Source organism: Citrobacter sp. FP75 (assembly GCF_018342065.1).
Lineage (GTDB): Bacteria > Pseudomonadota > Gammaproteobacteria > Enterobacterales > Enterobacteriaceae > Citrobacter.
This window is the reverse complement of sequence record NZ_JAFDOE010000004.1, coordinates 1-19714: the sequence shown is the minus strand read 5'-3', so window position 1 is coordinate 19714 and position 19714 is coordinate 1. Positions and strand designations below refer to the sequence as shown.

Annotated in this window: 22 protein-coding genes and 1 pseudogene; 16 read left to right on the top strand and 7 right to left on the bottom strand. The window is 52.7% G+C overall.

Features of this window, described 5'->3' with window-relative positions:
- Nucleotides 1-27: 27 nt before the first annotated feature.
- On the bottom strand, nt 28-660 hold the full coding sequence (crp, locus tag JQ822_RS14705; RefSeq protein WP_000242758.1) for a cAMP-activated global transcriptional regulator CRP: 633 nt from the start codon (nt 658-660) through the stop codon (nt 28-30).
- Between the two features lie 309 nt (nt 661-969).
- Between crp and JQ822_RS14700 the strand changes: the two genes are divergently transcribed.
- Nucleotides 970-1374, top strand: coding sequence for an OsmC family protein (locus JQ822_RS14700; protein ID WP_096759301.1), 405 nt, complete (start codon nt 970-972; stop codon nt 1372-1374).
- Nucleotides 1375-1419: 45 nt separating this feature from the next.
- On the opposite strand, the gene JQ822_RS14695 is transcribed toward JQ822_RS14700, so the two are convergent.
- The 4 genes and pseudogenes from JQ822_RS14695 to JQ822_RS14680 all read right to left on the bottom strand — a co-directional run bounded on the left by JQ822_RS14695 (nt 1420) and on the right by JQ822_RS14680 (nt 4382).
- Nucleotides 1420-2289, bottom strand: coding sequence for a phosphoribulokinase (locus tag JQ822_RS14695; RefSeq protein ID WP_135324078.1), 870 nt, complete (start codon nt 2287-2289; stop codon nt 1420-1422).
- A gap of 54 nt (nt 2290-2343) precedes the next feature.
- Nucleotides 2344-2562, bottom strand: coding sequence for a YheU family protein (locus JQ822_RS14690; RefSeq protein ID WP_096759303.1), 219 nt, complete (start codon nt 2560-2562; stop codon nt 2344-2346).
- Nucleotides 2563-2564: 2 nt separating this feature from the next.
- Nucleotides 2565-3627 (bottom strand): annotated as a pseudogene (locus JQ822_RS14685) (hydrolase).
- A gap of 35 nt (nt 3628-3662) precedes the next feature.
- A complete protein-coding gene (locus tag JQ822_RS14680; RefSeq protein WP_213134102.1) occupies nt 3663-4382 on the bottom strand; it encodes an NUDIX hydrolase in 720 nt (239 codons plus the stop codon).
- 194 nt (nt 4383-4576) lie between these two features.
- On the opposite strand from JQ822_RS14680, the gene prs reads away from it, so the two are divergent.
- On the top strand, nt 4577-5437 hold the full coding sequence (prs, locus tag JQ822_RS14675) for a ribose-phosphate diphosphokinase (RefSeq protein WP_213134101.1): 861 nt from the start codon (nt 4577-4579) through the stop codon (nt 5435-5437).
- 14 nt (nt 5438-5451) lie between these two features.
- Nucleotides 5452-6942 carry a nicotinate phosphoribosyltransferase gene (locus JQ822_RS14670; protein WP_213134100.1) on the top strand — a complete coding sequence of 497 codons (1491 nt, stop codon included), beginning with the start codon at nt 5452-5454 and terminating at the stop codon, nt 6940-6942.
- Nucleotides 6943-6993: 51 nt separating this feature from the next.
- On the opposite strand, the gene JQ822_RS14665 is transcribed toward JQ822_RS14670, so the two are convergent.
- Nucleotides 6994-8895 carry an ABC transporter ATP-binding protein gene (locus tag JQ822_RS14665; RefSeq protein ID WP_213134099.1) on the bottom strand — a complete coding sequence of 634 codons (1902 nt, stop codon included), beginning with the start codon at nt 8893-8895 and terminating at the stop codon, nt 6994-6996.
- 131 nt (nt 8896-9026) lie between these two features.
- Here JQ822_RS14665 and kefG point away from each other — a divergent pair, with 131 nt between their 5' ends.
- The 4 genes from kefG (at nt 9027) to slyD (ending at nt 12302) form a co-directional block, all read left to right on the top strand.
- Nucleotides 9027-9578 (top strand): glutathione-regulated potassium-efflux system ancillary protein KefG, encoded by a 552-nt coding sequence (gene kefG, locus JQ822_RS14660; protein WP_137398838.1) that lies wholly within the window; start codon nt 9027-9029, stop codon nt 9576-9578.
- Nucleotides 9578-11383, top strand: coding sequence for a glutathione-regulated potassium-efflux system protein KefB (gene kefB / locus JQ822_RS14655; RefSeq protein WP_213134098.1), 1806 nt, complete (start codon nt 9578-9580; stop codon nt 11381-11383). Before kefG ends, kefB begins: the two co-directional genes overlap by 1 nt.
- Nucleotides 11384-11392: 9 nt before the next feature.
- Nucleotides 11393-11593: a YheV family putative zinc ribbon protein gene (locus JQ822_RS14650; RefSeq protein ID WP_005121675.1), complete on the top strand. Its 201-nt coding sequence runs from the start codon at nt 11393-11395 to the stop codon at nt 11591-11593.
- 94 nt (nt 11594-11687) lie between these two features.
- On the top strand, nt 11688-12302 hold the full coding sequence (gene slyD / locus JQ822_RS14645) for a peptidylprolyl isomerase (protein WP_213134097.1): 615 nt from the start codon (nt 11688-11690) through the stop codon (nt 12300-12302).
- Nucleotides 12303-12503: 201 nt separating this feature from the next.
- Here the strand turns inward: slyD and JQ822_RS14640 are convergent, their stop codons facing one another.
- Nucleotides 12504-12722 carry a protein SlyX gene (locus JQ822_RS14640; RefSeq protein WP_038634770.1) on the bottom strand — a complete coding sequence of 73 codons (219 nt, stop codon included), beginning with the start codon at nt 12720-12722 and terminating at the stop codon, nt 12504-12506.
- A 231-nt stretch (nt 12723-12953) separates the two neighbouring features.
- Here JQ822_RS14640 and fkpA point away from each other — a divergent pair, with 231 nt between their 5' ends.
- The 9 genes from fkpA to JQ822_RS14595 all read left to right on the top strand — a co-directional run.
- Complete coding sequence (gene fkpA / locus JQ822_RS14635) at nt 12954-13772, top strand: FKBP-type peptidyl-prolyl cis-trans isomerase (RefSeq protein ID WP_213134096.1); 819 nt, start codon at nt 12954-12956, stop codon at nt 13770-13772.
- A 165-nt stretch (nt 13773-13937) separates the two neighbouring features.
- On the top strand, nt 13938-14660 hold the full coding sequence (locus tag JQ822_RS14630; RefSeq protein WP_000091462.1) for a helix-turn-helix transcriptional regulator: 723 nt from the start codon (nt 13938-13940) through the stop codon (nt 14658-14660).
- Nucleotides 14660-15046 (top strand): sulfurtransferase complex subunit TusD, encoded by a 387-nt coding sequence (tusD, locus tag JQ822_RS14625; RefSeq protein WP_213134095.1) that lies wholly within the window; start codon nt 14660-14662, stop codon nt 15044-15046. Before JQ822_RS14630 ends, tusD begins: the two co-directional genes overlap by 1 nt.
- Nucleotides 15046-15405: a sulfurtransferase complex subunit TusC gene (tusC, locus tag JQ822_RS14620; RefSeq protein WP_213134094.1), complete on the top strand. Its 360-nt coding sequence runs from the start codon at nt 15046-15048 to the stop codon at nt 15403-15405. The genes tusD and tusC overlap by 1 nt, the downstream gene beginning before the upstream one ends.
- Nucleotides 15406-15411: 6 nt before the next feature.
- Nucleotides 15412-15699 carry a sulfurtransferase complex subunit TusB gene (tusB, locus tag JQ822_RS14615; protein ID WP_213134093.1) on the top strand — a complete coding sequence of 96 codons (288 nt, stop codon included), beginning with the start codon at nt 15412-15414 and terminating at the stop codon, nt 15697-15699.
- A gap of 125 nt (nt 15700-15824) precedes the next feature.
- Nucleotides 15825-16199 carry a 30S ribosomal protein S12 gene (rpsL, locus tag JQ822_RS14610; protein ID WP_003023654.1) on the top strand — a complete coding sequence of 125 codons (375 nt, stop codon included), beginning with the start codon at nt 15825-15827 and terminating at the stop codon, nt 16197-16199.
- Between the two features lie 95 nt (nt 16200-16294).
- Nucleotides 16295-16765: a 30S ribosomal protein S7 gene (rpsG, locus tag JQ822_RS14605; protein ID WP_135324092.1), complete on the top strand. Its 471-nt coding sequence runs from the start codon at nt 16295-16297 to the stop codon at nt 16763-16765.
- Nucleotides 16766-16861: 96 nt separating this feature from the next.
- Nucleotides 16862-18976, top strand: a complete 2115-nt coding sequence (gene fusA / locus JQ822_RS14600; RefSeq protein ID WP_213134092.1) for an elongation factor G — start codon at nt 16862-16864, stop codon at nt 18974-18976.
- Between the two features lie 71 nt (nt 18977-19047).
- A partial coding sequence (locus JQ822_RS14595) for a GTP-binding protein (RefSeq protein ID WP_213134091.1) occupies nt 19048-19714 on the top strand: 667 nt, incomplete at its 3' end.

Genomic DNA, 19714 nt, shown 5'->3' with positions numbered 1-19714 from the left:
ACCAGGTAACGCGCCATTTCGATGAGGTTAACGCGTGCCGTAGACGACGATGGTCTTACCGTGCGCGGAGATCAGGTTCTGATCTTCCAGCATTTTCAGAATACGACCAACGGTTTCACGGGAGCAGCCAACGATCTGACCGATTTCCTGACGGGTGATTTTGATCTGCATGCCATCCGGGTGGGTCATCGCGTCAGGTTGTTTCGCCAGGTTCAACAGGGTCTGGGCGATACGACCAGTGACATCCAGGAAGGCAAGGTTGCCTACTTTTTCGGACGTTACCTGCAGACGACGAGCCATCTGAGAAGACAGGCGCATCAGGATATCCGGGTTAACCTGGATTAATTGGCGAAATTTTTTGTATGAAATTTCAGCGACTTCACATGCAGTTTTGGCACGTACCCAGGCGCTACGTTCCTGGCCTTCTTCAAACAGGCCTAATTCACCAATGAAATCGCCCTGATTCAGATAAGAGAGGATCATTTCTTTCCCTTCTTCATCTTTGATCAGCACTGCCACTGAGCCTTTAACGATGTAATACAACGTTTCCGCTTTTTCACCCTGGTGAATCAGCGTGCTCTTCGATGGGTACTTATGAATGTGGCAATGAGACAAGAACCATTCGAGAGTCGGGTCTGTTTGCGGTTTGCCAAGCACCATGCGCGGTTATCCTCTGTTATAAGCTATCTCCAGAGCCAGAAAACGACGCTGCCTCTGGGGTTGCAAAAATATGCTTCCCGCTACCTGGGAAAGGGGCTGCTAAAAAGTGAACTGCAGCCTGTAATGTGATGTCCTCTGCATACATGCAGTACGTCTATGTATTACTGTAGCATCCTGACTGTTTTAGCATAGCTTTCGCCGTGTGTCTCCTGGTGTCTCGCTTCAGCATGATGCAGGTCGCCTTCCGTTGCGAGAATTGTTATGTGCGCGTAATCTGTCAGGAAAATTGAAACATTGGAGTTACGAAATATGCAAGCGCGTGTAAAGTGGGTTGAGGGGTTAACCTTCCTCGGTGAGTCCGCCTCTGGCCACCAAATCTTGATGGATGGTAACTCTGGTGATAAAGCGCCGAGCCCGATGGAAATGGTGCTAATGGCTGCGGGTGGCTGTAGTGCGATTGATGTGGTGTCGATCCTGCAAAAGGGTCGTCAGGATGTGACCAACTGCGAAGTGAAGCTCACTTCCGAACGTCGTGAAGAAGCGCCGCGTCTGTTTACCCATATTAATCTGCATTTCATCGTAACGGGTAACGATCTAAAAGACGCGTCAGTGTCCCGCGCAGTTGACCTCTCGGCGGAGAAGTATTGTTCCGTGGCGTTGATGCTGGAAAAAGCGGTGAATATTACCCATTCCTATGAAGTGATTGCGGCGTAATTTTTAATGCCGGATAAGCCCAGCGCTATCCGGCATTAACACCGCTTACTCGATTTTCTTCCCTTCCATCAGTCGCTGGACCAGCGGCAGCATGATCAGCTCCATTGCCAGCCCCATTTTGCCGCCCGGCACCACTAATGTATTGATGTGAGAAATGAATGAGCCCTGCAGCATAGCCAGTAGCCAGGGAAAGTCGATCCCTTCCAGATTACGAAAATGGATGACAACAAAGCTTTCATCCAGTGACGGAATACTCTTGGCGGCAAAAGGATTGGAGGTATCGACGGTCGGTACGCGCTGGAAGTTAATATGCGTGCGGGAAAACTGTGGGGTGATGTAATTGATGTAATCGTCCATTGAGCGCACGACCGAGTCCATTACCGCCTCGCGGGAGTGACCGCGCTCGCTGGTATCGCGGGTCAGTTTCTGGATCCACTCCAGGTTGACGATCGGTACCACGCCGACCAGCAGATCGACATGCCGCGCCACATTTTGTTGTGGGGTGACTACGCCGCCGTGCAAGCCTTCATAGAACAGTACGTCCGTCGGTTCGGGAAGCGGCTGCCAGGGGGTAAACGTCCCCGGAACCTGATTCCACGGAACAGCTTCATCATACGTGTGCAGATATTTTCGTGACTGACCTTTGCCCGACTGACCGTACTCGATGAAGGTGTGTTCCAGCAGGCTAAAGTCGTTGGCTTCGGGGCCAAAATAGCTGATGTGTCGCCCGGCGTCACGCGCTTTGCGGATCGCCATGTCCATCTCAGGACGGGTATAGCGGTGAAAACTGTCACCTTCCACCTCGGCAGCGCGCAGATTTAACTGCGAGAAAATTTTACGAAACGCGAGGCTGGTGGTGGTGGTCCCCGCGCCGCTGGATCCTGTTACCGCAATCACCGGATGTTTGGCAGACATAATAACTCCATAAATAGTTTGGTTTTTTTATTATAGTCAGCCGTCGACAACCGATTATTCGCGAAACTGTTTCCGCGGCATAATGTTGACCGTTTCATGCAGTTCGGACCACACCAGCACGGCTTCACCTGATTGTAACTGGCGTCTGACGTCGGCGACTTTTTGCTCGAGTGAGCGTTCATGTTCACCATAATCGGTGCCTTCACGCAAGACAAAGCTTTCAATCAGATTATCCAGCGCTTCAGGGGATAAGTCCTGCCAGGGGATCTGCATGATTATGCCTCCAGATACGTTGTCAGCCAGTCGGGGATACGCGATTCCAGCCACATCTCAGGGCGGCGCAGCGTGCCGCTAATAAACCCAACGTGACCACCGTGCTCGGTTAACTGATATTCCACCTGCGAGGGCAGGTTTTCCGGTTTAGGGATCACATGGTGGTCCATAAACGGATCGTCCTTGGCGTGGATAATCAGCGTTGGTTTGGCGATCTGATTGAGCAACGGCATGGCGCTACACTGACGATAATAGTCTATCGCATCGGCGAAACCGTGGATTTTGGCGGTGATCAGATCGTCAAAATCGCGAATGCGGCGCAGGGATTTCAACTGGGCCAGACTCACCGGCAGCGAACCTGGATACGCCTCAAGCTTACGCGAGGCATTGGCTTTCAACAGATTGAGCAGGTAGCGCTGATAGACGCGGGAGAAACCTTTCTCCATATGATAACTACAGGCTTCCAGTACGAAAGGCGCGGAGACGATAACGGCGGCATCAATGGGAATGTCGTTGCCTTCTTTTGCCAGCAGGCAGGCCAGCATGTTACCGCCGAGCGAATAGCCGACCGCTGCGGTCGGTACGCGGCCAAATTCACGTTCCAGCCAGTGTAAAAACCAGGTGCCGTCTTCGGTCTCGCCAGAGTGATAGATGCGGTTCAGGCGATTCGGTTCACCGCTGCAGCCGCGGAAATGCATCACCACGCCTAACCAGCCGCGCTTTTGCGCCGCCTCAATCAGTCCGTGGGCGTATGGACTGTTCAGGCTACCTTCCAGTCCGTGAAAAACCACCAGACGTGGTTTGTGCTTCGCCAGCTGCGGATCTTCACTCCATGCCAGATCGACAAAGTCGCCGTCGGGTAATTCCAGACGCTGCCAGTGGGCGTCGAACTTCACCTTACGGCGAATTAAACGCGGTAGCATGGTTTGCAGATGGCGATTACCGATCCCGCGCATCGGGCGGAATTCTCGTGAATCATCGGCGGGTAGGGTCATTTCTGTCGGGGTGATTTCAACCATAACACCAGAGCAATTAATAATCGGAAAGAGCAACTATACCGCGCATGGAGCCTGCGGGTTAGCCAATATGTGATTTTGTGCTTATTCAGCCAGCAGGTTACGCGAAAACAGATGAATATCCACACCCGGTTTTCGTCGCCACAGGCGGGCTTTTCGCGTACCTGTCGCCATACTTTCACCGGTATCTTCAAACATGCCTGATGCTTCAAAGCGGCGGATCAGGCTTTTGCGCTGAATCGACTGACCGAGGATAACTTCTGTAGCCTCTTGTAGCTGACCATGGGTAAAGGTATCCGGTAAACAGTAAACGGGCAGTAAAGAATACATCGTTTTTTGCCGCAAGCGGTGCAGGGCGGCTTTAATGATGTTTTGGTGATCGAAAGCCAGCGGGTAATCGGCAAGTTTATCAACGGGTACCCAACGGGCATCGCTGACGCTGGCGATACGCGGCTCGCAGTCCACCCAGGCGATCAGCGCAAACCAGGCGACCGTCAGGCTCCAGCCGCGCGGGTCACGATCTGGCCCGGAAAACGTGTCCAGCTGTTCCAGCCACGTAGGTGAAACACCTGTTTTCTCAGTGAGTTTTCGCAGCGCTGTGGCGCGCGTGGAATCATCGTGTGCCATATCGATAAAGCCGCCGGGTAATCCCCAACGTCCTTTTTGCGGCTGGTTTGCCCGTTCGACCAGCAACACACAGAGCGCCTGTTGATGCAGGGTAAATAACACGCTATCCACCGTCACCAGCGGGGAGGGAAAGCGGCGGGCATCATACTGATTCAGGTAGTCGGCTTCGGTGGTCATAAGGTACTCACGATGATGTGTAACGTCGCCAAGTGTACCAGCCCGGCATCGGGGGGCAAGGTGCGTTTTTTTCTCGTTGCTTATCAGTTGGTTATTGCCATTTCCAAAAAGAATGCATTCTTTGCTTGCTTTATATGTGTCTTAGGGACATTATTAATTATGTCGAAGGGACACAATTGGAGGAGGGGAGCGAGATGAGCGTAAAATTAACATTAACTCTGGATGACCAGGCTTATGCCATTGCCAGCGGCATTTTTCCTGATGGGGCCGCCTGGTTGAAAGTCACCGATGCGTTGCCATCTTTCGCGCGTCTGATGCGCATTCGCGCCACGGCGATGCGCGACATGAACGACTTCATGCTGCTGGCGCAGCTGGTGGAGGCGGTGCGTCATCAGACCGATGTCCTGGTCAGCCACCTTGAACTTCCCTGGCTGCCGTGGGCGCGTCAGGATCGACATATGGTGGCGGGCGACAGCTTTGCGCTGAAGGTCTTTGCCCGTCAGCTCAATACGCTGCAGTTCGACAAGGTGAAGGTGCTTGACCCACACAGCGACGCGGCGGCAGCGGCAATCGACAATCTGGTGGTGATTGGGCAAGAGCACTGCTTGTTGCAGAGCGCGACCTTACCGCATCTGTTTCAGCAAAATGCGCTGATGCTGGTGGCCCCCGATGCCGGAGCACTGAAGAAAATTGATGCCGTTGCCAGAGCTGCCGGTGCGGCAGAATACGCCATTCTGAGCAAGAAACGTGATGTGGCCAGCGGCAACCTGACGGGTTTTACGCTGGTGGCCGGGAACGTTAAGGGTCGGGATGTACTGATTGTCGATGACCTGTGTGACGCTGGCGGCACCTTCATTGGCTCTGCGCAGGTATTACGTGATGCCGGTGCCCGCAGCGTTAGCCTGTACGTCACTCACGGGATCTTTTCTAAGGGGGTTGATCACCTGTTTGCTAACGGTATTGACGCTATCTACACCACCACGTCGTTAGCGGCCCCTACGCTGGCCCATCCGCAGCTTGAACTTATCAACATTGACGCGATTTACCGCGCCTGAGGGAGACACCTGTTATGAAAATGAATCCAATTTTAGCTATCGACGGCTACAAAGTGTCTCACCGCGTGCAGTATCCGCAGGGCACCAGCCGGGTTTATTCCAATTTTACTCCGCGCAGCGATCGCTTTTTTTCGTCACCGCTGCCAGATGGCAAGCTGGTGTTCTTTGGCCTGCAGGGCTTTTTGCAGTGGTTTTTGGTCGATCTATTTAACGAGGCGTTCTTTGCCCGACCGCAGGAAGAGGTGGTCAGTGAATACAAGCAGGTGATGGACGGTTATCTGGGAAAAGATGCGGTGGCGGTTGATCATATACGCGCACTGCATCAACTGGGCTATCTGCCGTTGCACATCAAGGCGCTGGATGAAGGCAGCAAAGTCCCAATGGCGGTTCCGGTATTAACCATTATTAACACCCAACCTGAATTTTTCTGGCTGGTGAATTACCTGGAAACCGTGCTGTCGGCGGAGCTGTGGAAGGCGTCAACAAACGCCACGATTGCTCACCACTACCGCAAAATCTGCGCACGCTGGGCACAGAAAACCTGTAGCGATATGACGCACCTCGACTTCCAGTGCCACGACTTTTCGTTTCGCGGCATGTCCGGGTTGCAGGACACTATGCAGGCGGGCAGCGGGCATTTGTTGAGCTTTAAAAGAACCGACAGTATTCCATCCTTGCTGTACGCCCGCGATTACTACACTGACGGCGAGCCATACTTTATCGGTGCCAGCATTCCTGCTACCGAGCACAGCGTGATGTGTATGGGCGAGCGTGAACACGAGATCGAGACCTTCCGCCGCCTGATTGCCTGTCTCTACCCGCAGGGATTTGTGTCGATAGTCTCTGATACCTGGGACTACTGGCAGGTGCTGGCGGAATATACTCGTGAACTGAAAAGCCTCATTCTGGCGCGTGAGGGGCGAGTGGTATTCCGCCCGGACAGCGGCAATCCGGTGGATATTCTGTGCGGCACCGGCGCGGATGATGATAACCGTGCCGATCGTACCCCGCAGGAGAAAGGGTCCGTGGAGGTGCTGTGGGAGATTTTTGGCGGCACGGTTAATGCTAAAGGCTATAAGGTGCTCGACCCGCACGTTGGGCTGATTTATGGCGATTCGATTACGCTGGAGCGAGCGAACGAGATCCTGCGTCGCCTGGAGGCGAAAGGATTTGCCAGTTCAAACGTAGTCTTTGGGGTGGGATCGTTTACCTATCAATACAACACGCGGGATACCTTTGGCTTTGCGATGAAGGCGACCTGGGGAGAAGTGGACGGCAAAGGCCGGACCATCTTTAAGGAGCCAAAAACTGATAACGGTCTGAAACGTTCTGCCCGTGGTCTGTTGCGCGTGGCGTGTGATGAACAAGGCGAGTTATGTCTGCACGATCAACAAAGCTGGGCGCAGGAGCAGGAAGGCGAGCTGAAAACCCGTTTTCTCAACGGTAAGCTTTTAAACCGCGAGCACTTTGAAGACATCCGCCAGCGTCTGGCGACGCAGCATTGATTCAAAAAAAATGCCGGATGAGGTGTTGAGCATCGCATCCGGCAATCACGTTTACTCCGCCAGCATCTGCTCGAGCTGTTCCTGGGCGTCCAGCCAGGCCATTTCACACTCTTCCAGCTCGGACTTCGCGCTGGCCTGCTGTTGCAAGCATGCGGTCAGTTCGGCCTTACGGCTTTGGTCGTACAGTTCGCTGTCACCGAGTTTCTCTTCCGCCTGTGCCAGTTGGGCCTGGAGTTTCTCCATCTCTTTTTCCAGACGGGTAATCTCTTTACGCAGCGGTTGGGTCAGGGTGCGCAGCTCAGCTTCGCGGCGTTTCTGGTCTTTACGTGCCTGGGCGCTATTGACGCTCTCTTTGGCCGGCTCGTCGCTCTGGCTTTCCTGCTTTTGCACGTCGCTAAGCCACTGCTGATAATCTTCCAGATCGCCATCAAACGGTTCGACCTTTTTGTCGTGCACCAGGTAGAGGTCATCGGTGGTGGAGCGAATCAGGTGACGGTCGTGCGACACCACAACTAACGCGCCTTCGAAATCGATCAATGCTTCGGTCAGCGCCTGACGCATGTCGAGATCCAGATGGTTGGTCGGTTCATCGAGCAGCAACAGGTTTGGACGCTGCCAGACGATTAGCGCCAGCACCAGTCGTGCCTTTTCGCCACCCGAGAAGCGGGCAGTCTGTTCGGTGACTTTATCGCCCTGGAAGCCGAAGCCGCCAAGATAATCACGCAACTTCTGTTCTAACTCCTGCGGTGCCATGCGGGCCAGATGCTGAATCGGCGATTCATCTGCGCGCAAGAATTCCAGCTGATGCTGGGCGAAGTAACCGAGCTTAATACCTTTCGCCAGACCGATTTCACCGCTAATCGGAGCCAGTTCTCCTGCCAGCAGTTTAATCAGCGTGGATTTACCCGCACCGTTGCGCCCTAACAGACCGATGCGCGAACCTGGTACCAGATTCAGCTTAATGGAGTCGAGAATAATGTTCTCGCCATAGCCCGCGCTGACCTTCTCCATTTTCAGCAGTGGGTTAGGCAGGCTTTCGGGGACGCGGAAGCTGAAGTGGAACGGGTTATCAACGTGGGCCGGAGCGATAAGCTCCATGCGTTCCAGCATCTTAATACGACTTTGCGCCTGCTTGGCTTTGGTGGCCTGCGCCCGGAAGCGGTCGATATAGCTTTGCAGATGCGCCACGCGCTCCTGCTGGCTTTCATACATTGCCTGTTGCTGTGCAAGGCGGGTAGATCGCTGCACTTCAAATGCGCTGTAGTTACCGGTGTACTCGAACATCGTTTGCTGCTCGATATGAATAATTTTGTCCACCACCGGATCGAGGAAGTCGCGGTCGTGGGAGATCAAAATCAGCGTGCCCTGATAGCTCTTCAGCCATCTTTCCAGCCAGATAACGGCGTCGAGATCGAGGTGGTTGGTCGGTTCATCGAGCAACAGCAGATCTGAACGGCAAATCAGCGCCTGAGCCAGGTTGAGACGCATGCGCCAGCCGCCGGAAAAATCGCTGACCGGACGTTCAAGCTGCTCGTTGGAAAAGCCGAGGCCATGCAACAGGCTGGCGGCTCGCGAGCGAACGGTCCAGGCGTCAATGGCATCCAGTTTGCCGTGCACGGTGGCAATCGCATGTCCATCGTTACGTTCGTTGGCATCGTTCAACTGCGCTTCCAGCTGACGATATTCACGGTCGCCGTCAATGACGTACTCCAGCGCTGGTTGGGCAAGCGCGGGCGTTTCCTGATTCACCCATGCAAGCTGCCAGTTTCCAGGGTACGTAAATCCTCCCGCATCGGCGCTGATTTCATTTTTCAGCAATGCCAGCAGGGTAGATTTACCGCAGCCATTTTTACCCACCAGACCGACTTTCTGACCTGGATTAATGGTGGCCGTGGCATTTTCCAGCAAGACGCGCACGCCGCGACGAATTTGTAACGAGGAGAAAACAATCATAAGGCGCCGTATGTTCAGACTATGTTAATTTATCATTATGATAATGTAATGTGTGGGCGGTTTGCCGCACCGAGGCGCAATGGTAGCCCAAAACGTCGAAAATAGACAAAGACATAACCGGGAGGGGGATGATGTTCCAGCCAGCGAAAGTTTTGCTGCTGTATGCCCATCCGGAATCTCAGGACTCGGTCGCGAACCGGGTACTGCTTAAACCGGCCATGCAGCTCAGTAATGTTACCGTGCACGATCTTTACGCGCACTATCCCGATTTTTTTATCGATATCCCGCATGAGCAGGCGCTGCTGCGTGACCATGATGTGATTGTTTTTCAGCATCCGCTGTATACCTATAGCTGTCCGGCGCTGCTCAAAGAGTGGTTTGACCGGGTGCTGAGCCGTGGGTTTGCCAGCGGGCTGGGAGGAAATCAGCTGGCGGGAAAGTACTGGCGGAGCGTCATCACCACCGGTGAACCCGAAAGCGCGTATCGTTATGACGCGCTGAACCGCTATCCGATGAGCGATGTGCTGCGCCCCTTTGAGCTGACGGCCGGTATGTGTCGAATGCACTGGATGAGTCCCATCATTGTTTACTGGGCCAGACGGCAAACGAAGCAGGAGCTGGACAGCCATGCTAAAGCGTATGGTGAATGGCTGGCAAATCCAATCCCTGTGGGAGGCCGCTGATGGAAGGTTCTGATTTATTGACCGCGGGAGTGTTGTTCCTCTTCGCGGCGGTGGCGGCGGTGCCGTTGGCGTCAAAGTTAGGCATCGGGCCGGTGCTGGGGTATTTGCTGGCGGGGATGGCGATTGGCCCGTGGGGATTAGGGTTTATCAGCGATGTAGATGAAATTCTGCACTTCTCTGAACTGGGCGTGGTCTTTCTGATGTTCATTATTGGACTGGAGCTTAACCCGGCCAAACTGTGGCAGCTACGGCGCTCTATCTTTGGCGTCGGGGCGGCGCAGGTGATGCTCAGCGCGGTGATTCTTGCCGGATTGCTGATGCTGACGAACTTTTCCTGGCAAGCGGCAGTCGTGGGCGGTCTTGGCCTGGCGATGTCGTCAACCGCGATGGCGTTACAGCTGATGCGAGAAAAGGGGATGAATCGTAGTGAATCCGGACAGTTGGGTTTTTCGGTGCTGCTGTTTCAGGATCTGGCGGTGATCCCCGCGTTGGCGCTGGTCCCGTTGCTGGCGGGTTCAGCTGACGAACATTTTGACTGGATCAAAGTTGGCATGAAGGTGCTGGCCTTTGCTGGCATGTTGATTGGCGGGCGCTACTTGCTGCGTCCGGTTTTCCGCTTTATTGCGGATTCTGGCGTGCGGGAAGTGTTCACCGCCGCCACGCTGCTACTGGTGCTGGGTTCTGCTTTATTTATGGATGCGCTGGGGTTGTCGATGGCGCTCGGGACGTTTATCGCAGGTGTGCTTCTGGCGGAAAGCGAATACCGTCACGAGCTGGAAACGGCCATCGATCCCTTTAAGGGGCTACTGCTGGGGTTGTTCTTTATCTCCGTCGGCATGTCACTCAATCTTGGTGTGCTGTATACCCATATTCCGTGGGTGGTGGTGAGCGTTATTGTGCTGGTGGCCGTTAAAGCACTGGTGCTGTATGTGCTGGCGCGACTTAACGGCATGAGAAGTTCTGAACGAATGCAGTTTGCCGGGGTATTAAGTCAGGGCGGTGAATTCGCTTTTGTACTGTTTTCAACGGCATCCTCACAGCGACTGTTTCAGGGCGATCAGATGGCGTTGCTGCTGGTGACCGTCACGCTGTCGATGATGACCACGCCGTTGTTGATGAAACTGATTGATAAATGGCTCTCCCGCCAGATTAACGGCCCGGATGAAGAAGATGAAAAGCCCTGGGTGGAAGACGATAAGCCGCAGGTGATCGTGGTGGGGTTTGGCCGCTTTGGTCAGGTTATTGGTCGTTTGTTGATGGCGAATAAAATGCGCATTACCGTACTGGAGCGGGATATCAGCGCGGTTAACCTGATGCGTAAATACGGCTATAAGGTGTATTACGGCGATGCCACGCAGGTGGAGCTTTTACGTTCGGCTGGCGCAGAAGCAGCACAATCGATCGTTATTACCTGTAATGAACCGGAAGATACGATGAAGTTGGTGGAATTGTGCCAACAGCATTTTCCGCATTTGCATATTCTTGCGCGCGCGCGCGGACGTGTAGAGGCGCATGAGTTATTACAGGCGGGTGTGACGCAGTTTTCCCGCGAGACTTTCTCCAGTGCGCTGGAGTTGGGGCGAAAAACGCTGGTGTCGTTGGGGATGCACCCGCACCAGGCGCAGCGTGCCCAGCTGCATTTTCGTCGGCTGGACATGAGCATGTTGCGGGAGCTGATCCCTATCCACACCGATACGGTCCAAATCTCTCGTGCCCGGGAAGCCAGGCGCGAGCTGGAAGAGATTTTCCAGCGTGAAATGCAGCGAGAGCGGCGTCAGCTGGATGGCTGGGATGAATTTGAGTAGAGGATAACCATGGCAATACGTAAACGTTTTATTGCAGGTGCAAAATGCCCATCCTGTCAGGCGCAGGATTCACTGGCGATGTGGCGCGAAAATAATATTGATATTGTTGAGTGTGTTAAGTGTGGCCATCAGATGCGGGAAGCGGATAAAGAAGCCCGCGAGCACGTTCGCAAAGAAGAGCAAGTGATCGGGATTTTTCATCCGGACTAGCGATATGCCGCAGCTTTTTTTAAGCTAGAGGGTACACAGGTGCAGAATTCCGCTACAATCTGCGCCACTATTCTTTCCATGCTCAGGAGATATCATGAAAGTAGCAAAGGACCTGGTGGTCAGCCTGGCCTATCAGGTACGTACAGAAGACGGTGTGTTGGTTGATGAGTCTCCGGTGAGTGCACCGCTGGACTACCTGCATGGTCACGGTTCCCTGATTTCTGGCCTGGAAACAGCGCTGGACGGTCACGAAGTTGGCGATAAATTCGATGTTGCCGTTGGTGCAAACGACGCTTACGGTCAGTATGACGAAAACCTGGTACAGCGCGTGCCGAAAGACGTCTTCATGGGCGTTGACGAACTGCAGGTTGGCATGCGTTTCCTGGCTGAAACCGACCAGGGTCCAGTACCGGTAGAAATTACCGAAGTGGAAGACGACCACGTTGTGGTTGACGGTAACCACATGCTGGCTGGCCAGAATCTGAAATTTAACGTAGAAGTTGTCGCTATCCGTGAAGCAACCGAAGAAGAACTGGCTCACGGCCACGTTCACGGCGCACACGGCCATGACCACGATCACGAACATGGTCATGATGGTTGCTGCGGCGGCCACGGCCATGACCACGACCATGGTCATGAACACGGTGGCGAAGGCTGCTGCGGTGGCGGCGGTAAAGGCAAAGGTAACGGCGGCTGCGGTTGCCACTAATACCCTTCGTCTTTCAACCCACAGCGGTTTTGGCTGCGCTTTCGAATCCCGGTTACATAGTTATCTATGCTCCCGGAACTTCCTCAAGCTTGTTGCCTTGCTGTGATTTGAAATCCTTTGGGTATATGTGAGTAGGCCGGATAAGACGTTTACGTCGCCATCCGGCACAAAAAAGCGGGGAAACCCCGCTTTTTTTACGTCTCAATAATGCGGCGGCGGTGTCTCTTCAGACTGCGATGCAATGTGGGACGGCTGCGTTGCTTTGAGCTTCTCCGTCAATAGACGCAGATGATCGCGCAGTTTGGCCATCTCCAGTTCGTGCGCGGTGACCGTCACGTTGAGTTCTTCAATGGTTATTTCCTGAAATGCCAGGCGGCTTTCCAGCTCGGCCAGGCGGGTTTCCAGCGTTGTATCCTGCATGATTCACCTCTTTTGTTATTTCCGGCAGATCGCGGACTGCGGCGAATTCTACTGAACTTTGCCTGTTTGCACAGCACTCATTCATTCTCAACGAAACTAATTTAAACAAAAAGAGTCTGAAAAGTGGTGATAATAGGGCGTACCTGTATGTTGATTTGTTCTGCAACGCTTTATAGTACATTTTTGTGTTAGCTAACCCTGGGGTGAGATGCCCCGGCCCTGGAGAGATGGATGAAATCACTGTTTAAAGTAACGCTGCTGGCGACCACGATGGCCGTAGCTCTGCATGCCCCGATCACCTTCGCAGCTGATGCTGCGAAACCAGCCGCTACTGCTGACAGCAAAGCTGCATTCAAAAATGACGACCAAAAATCTGCTTACGCGCTGGGCGCGTCTCTGGGTCGTTACATGGAAAATTCCCTGAAAGAACAGGAAAAACTGGGCATCAAGCTGGATAAAGACCAGCTGATCGCGGGTGTTCAGGATGCGTTTGCAGATAAGAGCAAACTGTCCGACCAGGAAATTGAGCAAACCTTGCAAGCGTTTGAAGCGCGCGTGAAGACCTCCGCTCAGGCGAAAATGGAAAAAGACGCGGCTGATAATGAAGCCAAAGGTAAAGTGTACCGCGATAAATTTGCTAAAGAGAAAGGGGTTAAAACCTCTGCTACTGGCCTGGTCTACAAAGTAGAGAAAGAAGGTACCGGCGCAGCGCCGAAAGACAGCGATACTGTTGTGGTGAACTACAAAGGTACGCTGATCGATGGTAAAGAGTTTGATAACTCTTACACCCGTGGTGAGCCGCTCTCTTTCCGTCTTGATGGTGTTATCCCAGGCTGGACCGAAGGTCTGAAAAACATCAAGAAAGGCGGTAAAATCCAGCTGGTTATCCCACCGGATCTGGCTTACGGAAAAACCGGCGTTCCGGGGATCCCGGCTAACTCCACGCTGGTCTTTGATGTTGAGCTGTTAGATATCAAACCGGCTCCGAAAGCGGATGCGCAGCCAGAGGCCGCACCGGCTGATAAAGCTGCAGACAGCAGCAAAAAGTAAGCGAATAGAAACCGCCGCCCACAGGGCGGCGGTTTTTTATTATCGACAGGATATAATTAATACTGGAAAGCGCCTTGTGCGCTGTATTACTTTAGATGCCCCTAATAGTGATGAGCCTGCCCTGACAACATAACGACAGGCTCCTGAAAAGGAGTGCTTTTTTTCATGTCCAGGTCGCTTTTAACCAACGAAACCAGTGAGCTAGATTTGCTGGATCAACGTCCTTTCGATCAAACCGACTTCGATATCCTTAAATCCTACGAAGCGGTAGTGGACGGGTTGGCGATGCTCATTGGTTCCCATTGTGAAATCGTATTGCACTCTTTGCAGGATTTGAAATGCTCGGCTATTCGCATCGCTAACGGTGAACACACGGGTCGTAAAATCGGCTCACCGATTACCGATCTGGCATTGCGCATGCTGCATGATATGACGGGTGCGGATAGCAGCGTGTCGAAGTGTTACTTCACGCGTGCGAAAAGCGGTGTCTTGATGAAATCGCTGACGATTGCCATTCGCAACCGCGAGCATCGCGTGATTGGTCTGCTATGCATCAACATGAACCTTGATGTTCCTTTCTCGCAGATAATGAATACTTTTATCCCACCGGAAACCCCGGAAGTGGGTTCTGCCGTGAACTTCGCCTCCTCAGTGGAAGATCTGGTTACCCAGACGCTGGAATTCACGATTGAAGAAGTGAATGCCGATCGTAACGTCTCCAACAATGCGAAGAATCGTCAAATCGTCCTCAATCTTTACGAGAAAGGGATCTTTGATATTAAAGATGCCATTAACCAGGTTGCTGATCGTCTGAACATCTCCAAGCATACGGTCTACCTCTATATTCGCCAGTTCAAAAGCGGTGATTTCCAGGGGCAAGATAAGTAATGCGTTTTGCTATCGTCGTGACGGGACCCGCTTATGGTACGCAGCAGGCGAGCAGCGCGTTGCAATTTGCTCACGCATTGATTGAAGAAGGTCATGAGTTAAGCCGCGTCTTCTTCTATCGGGAGGGTGTGTATAACGCCAACCTTCTGACCGCGCCCGCCAGCGATGAATTTGATCTGGTACGCGCCTGGCAACAGCTTAATCAACATCACGGCGTGGAGCTAAACATCTGCGTGGCGGCGGCGCTACGCCGCGGCGTTGTTGATGAATCTGAAGCAAAGAGGCTGGGGTTGGCTGGCGCTAATTTACAATCAGGTTTTAACCTCAGCGGGCTGGGTTCGCTGGCTGAGGCATCCCTGACGTGCGACCGCGTGGTGCAGTTCTAATGAAACGTGTTGCTTTTGTCTTTTCTACCGTGCCACACGGGACGGCATCGGGCCGCGAAGGGCTGGATGCGCTGCTGGCAACGTCAGCATTAACTGAAGATCTCGGCGTCTTTTTTATTGGTGATGGGGTCTTTCAGATCCTGCCAGGGCAAAAACCCGATCTCGTCCTTGCACGGGATTATATTGCGACCTTCAAATTGTTAGGGCTGTACGATATAGAACAATGCTGGCTGTGTGCCGCCTCATTGCGCGAACGTGGCCTGGAACAGAGCGTGAATTTTGTTGTTAATGCGACGGTGCTTGAACCTGAAGACCTGCGCCGTGAACTTGGCAACTATGACGTCATTATGAGGTTCTAAACGCTCATGCTGCATACTTTACATCGCTCAGCGTGGCTGACTGACTTCTCCTCCCTGCTGCGCCTCGTTGGTGCAGATGACGAGCTTTTATTGCTCCAGGACGGCGTGATCGCGGCAATAGAAGGCAGTCGTTTCCTTGAAACTCTGCGAAATGCCTCCATTAAGGTCTATGTACTGGAAGAAGACATTAAGGCTCGTGGGTTAGATGGTCAAATTTCAGACAGTGTCGTCAGGGTTAGCTATACTGACTTCGTCAGACTTACGGTGAAGCATCCCAACCAGATGGCCTGGTAATTGCGGGATCGTTGTATATTTCTTGACACCTTTTCGACACCGACCTAAAATTCTGCGTCCTCATATTGTATGAGGTCGTTTTATTACGTGTTTACGAAGCAAAAGCTAAAACCAGGAGCTATTTAATGGCAACAGTTAACCAGCTGGTACGCAAACCACGCGCACGCAAAGTTGCAAAGAGCAACGTGCCTGCGCTGGAAGCCTGCCCGCAGAAACGTGGTGTATGTACCCGTGTATATACCACCACTCCTAAAAAACCAAACTCCGCACTGCGTAAAGTATGCCGTGTGCGTTTGACTAACGGTTTTGAAGTGACTTCCTACATCGGTGGTGAAGGTCACAACCTGCAGGAACACTCCGTGATCCTGATCCGTGGCGGTCGTGTAAAAGACCTTCCGGGTGTTCGTTACCACACCGTTCGTGGTGCGCTTGACTGCTCCGGCGTTAAAGACCGTAAGCAATCTCGCTCCAAGTATGGCGTGAAACGTCCTAAGGCTTAATGGTTCTCCGTTAAGTAAGGCCAAACGTTTTATATTAATGTCAAACTAAACTCGTAGAGTTTTGGACAATCCTGAATTAACAACGGAGTATTCCCATGCCACGTCGTCGCGTCATTGGTCAGCGTAAAATTCTGCCGGATCCTAAGTTCGGATCAGAGCTGCTGGCTAAATTTGTAAATATCCTGATGGTAGATGGTAAAAAGTCTACTGCAGAAACCATCGTATACAGCGCCCTGGAGACCCTGGCTCAGCGTGCTGGTAAAGATGGTCTGGAAGCCTTTGAAGTAGCCCTTGAAAACGTGCGCCCGACTGTCGAAGTTAAGTCTCGCCGCGTTGGTGGTTCTACTTATCAGGTACCAGTTGAAGTCCGTCCGGTTCGTCGTAATGCTCTGGCAATGCGTTGGATCGTTGAAGCTGCTCGTAAACGCGGTGATAAATCCATGGCTCTGCGCCTGGCGAACGAACTTTCTGATGCTGCAGAAAACAAAGGTACTGCAGTTAAGAAACGTGAAGACGTTCACCGTATGGCAGAAGCCAACAAGGCGTTCGCACACTACCGTTGGTAATCCCTTCGGAGTAATAGTCACCAGGCGGGCGCTTCCTGTAAGCAGCCCGCTTTGGGCTACTTAAATTGAACGCCTAAAAGATAAACGAGGAATCAAATGGCTCGTACAACACCCATCGCGCGCTACCGTAACATCGGTATCAGTGCGCACATCGACGCCGGTAAAACCACTACTACCGAACGTATTCTGTTCTACACCGGTGTAAACCATAAAATTGGTGAAGTTCATGACGGCGCAGCCACCATGGACTGGATGGAGCAGGAGCAGGAGCGTGGTATTACTATCACCTCCGCAGCGACTACTGCATTCTGGTCTGGTATGGCCAAGCAGTATGAACCGCATCGCGTAAACATCATCGACACCCCGGGGCACGTTGACTTCACCATCGAAGTAGAACGTTCTATGCGTGTGCTTGATGGTGCAGTAATGGTTTACTGCGCAGTTGGTGGTGTTCAGCCGCAGTCTGAAACCGTATGGCGTCAGGCTAACAAATATAAAGTTCCACGTATTGCGTTCGTTAACAAAATGGACCGTATGGGTGCGAACTTCCTGAAAGTTGTTGGTCAGATCAAAACCCGTCTGGGCGCGAACCCTGTTCCGCTGCAGTTGGCTATTGGTGCTGAAGAACATTTCACCGGTGTTGTTGACCTGGTGAAAATGAAAGCCATCAACTGGAACGAAGAAGATGCAGGCGTAACCTTCACTTATGAAGATATTCCGGCAGACATGCAGGAACTGGCTGAAGAATGGCACCAGAACCTGATCGAGTCCGCTGCAGAAGCTTCAGAAGAGCTGATGGAGAAATACCTGGGTGGTGAAGAACTGACTGAAGAAGAGATCAAGCAAGCTCTGCGTCAGCGCGTTCTGAACAACGAAATCATCCTGGTAACCTGTGGTTCTGCGTTTAAGAACAAAGGTGTTCAGGCGATGCTGGATGCGGTAATTGATTACCTGCCATCCCCAGTCGACGTACCTGCGATCAACGGTATTCTGGACGACGGTAAAGATACTCCGGCTGAGCGTCACGCTAGCGATGAAGAGCCGTTTGCTGCTCTGGCATTCAAAATCGCTACCGACCCGTTCGTGGGTAACCTGACCTTCTTCCGCGTGTACTCTGGCGTGGTTAACTCTGGTGATACCATCCTGAACTCCGTGAAAGCTGCACGTGAGCGTTTCGGTCGTATCGTTCAGATGCACGCTAACAAACGTGAAGAGATCAAAGAAGTTCGCGCGGGCGACATCGCTGCTGCTATCGGTCTGAAAGACGTAACTACGGGTGACACGCTGTGTGATCCTAACGCGCCAATCATTCTGGAGCGTATGGAATTCCCTGAGCCGGTAATCTCCATCGCGGTAGAACCGAAAACCAAAGCTGACCAGGAAAAAATGGGTCTGGCTCTGGGCCGTCTGGCTAAAGAAGACCCGTCTTTCCGCGTATGGACTGACGAAGAATCTAACCAGACCATTATCGCCGGTATGGGTGAACTGCACCTCGACATCATCGTTGACCGCATGAAGCGTGAATTCAACGTTGAAGCGAACGTCGGTAAACCTCAGGTTGCTTACCGTGAAGCGATTCGCGCGAAAGTTACCGATATCGAAGGTAAACACGCTAAGCAGTCTGGTGGTCGCGGTCAGTACGGTCATGTTGTTATCGACATGTACCCGCTGGAGCCGGGTTCAAACCCGAAAGGCTACGAATTCATCAACGACATTAAAGGTGGTGTAATTCCTGGCGAATACATCCCGGCCGTTGATAAAGGCATCCAGGAACAGCTGAAATCTGGCCCGCTGGCTGGTTATCCGGTTGTTGATCTGGGCGTGCGTCTGCACTTCGGTTCTTACCATGACGTTGACTCCTCTGAGCTGGCGTTTAAACTGGCCGCTTCTATCGCCTTCAAAGATGGCTTTAAGAAAGCGAAACCTGTTCTGCTTGAGCCGATCATGAAGGTTGAAGTAGAAACGCCGGAAGAGAACACTGGTGACGTCATCGGCGACCTTAGCCGTCGTCGTGGTCAGTTGAAAGGTCAGGAATCTAACGCTACTGGTGTTCAGATTCATGCTGAAGTTCCGCTGTCTGAAATGTTCGGATATGCAACTCAGCTGCGTTCTCTGACCAAAGGTCGTGCATCTTACTCTATGGAATTCCTGAAGTATGATGATGCGCCGAACAACGTTGCTCAGGCCGTAATCGAAGCCCGCGGTAAATAAGCCGCAGGGTTAAAAACCAAAATCCCGTGCTCTCTCTATAAGGGGAGAGCACTATAGTAAGGAATATAGCCGTGTCTAAAGAAAAATTTGAACGTACAAAACCGCACGTTAACGTCGGCACCATCGGCCACGTTGACCACGGTAAAACCACTCTGACCGCTGCAATCACCACCGTACTGGCTAAAACCTACGGCGGTTCTGCTCGTGCATTCGACCAGATCGATAACGCACCGGAAGAAAAAGCTCGTGGTATCACCATCAACACTTCTCACGTTGAATATGACACTCCGACTCGCCACTACGCACACGTAGACTGCCCGGGCCACGCCGACTATGTTAAAAACATGATCACCGGTGCTGCGCAGATGGACGGCGCGATCCTGGTTGTTGCTGCGACTGACGGCCCGATGCCGCAGACTCGTGAGCACATCCTGCTGGGTCGTCAGGTTGGCGTTCCGTACATCATCGTGTTCCTGAACAAATGTGACATGGTTGATGACGAAGAGCTGCTGGAACTGGTAGAAATGGAAGTTCGTGAACTTCTGTCTCAGTACGATTTCCCGGGCGACGATACTCCGATCGTTCGTGGTTCTGCTCTGAAAGCGCTGGAAGGCGAAGCAGAGTGGGAAGCTAAAATCGTTGAACTGGCTGGCTACCTGGATTCTTACATCCCGGAACCAGAGCGTGCGATTGACAAGCCGTTCCTGCTGCCTATCGAAGACGTATTCTCCATCTCCG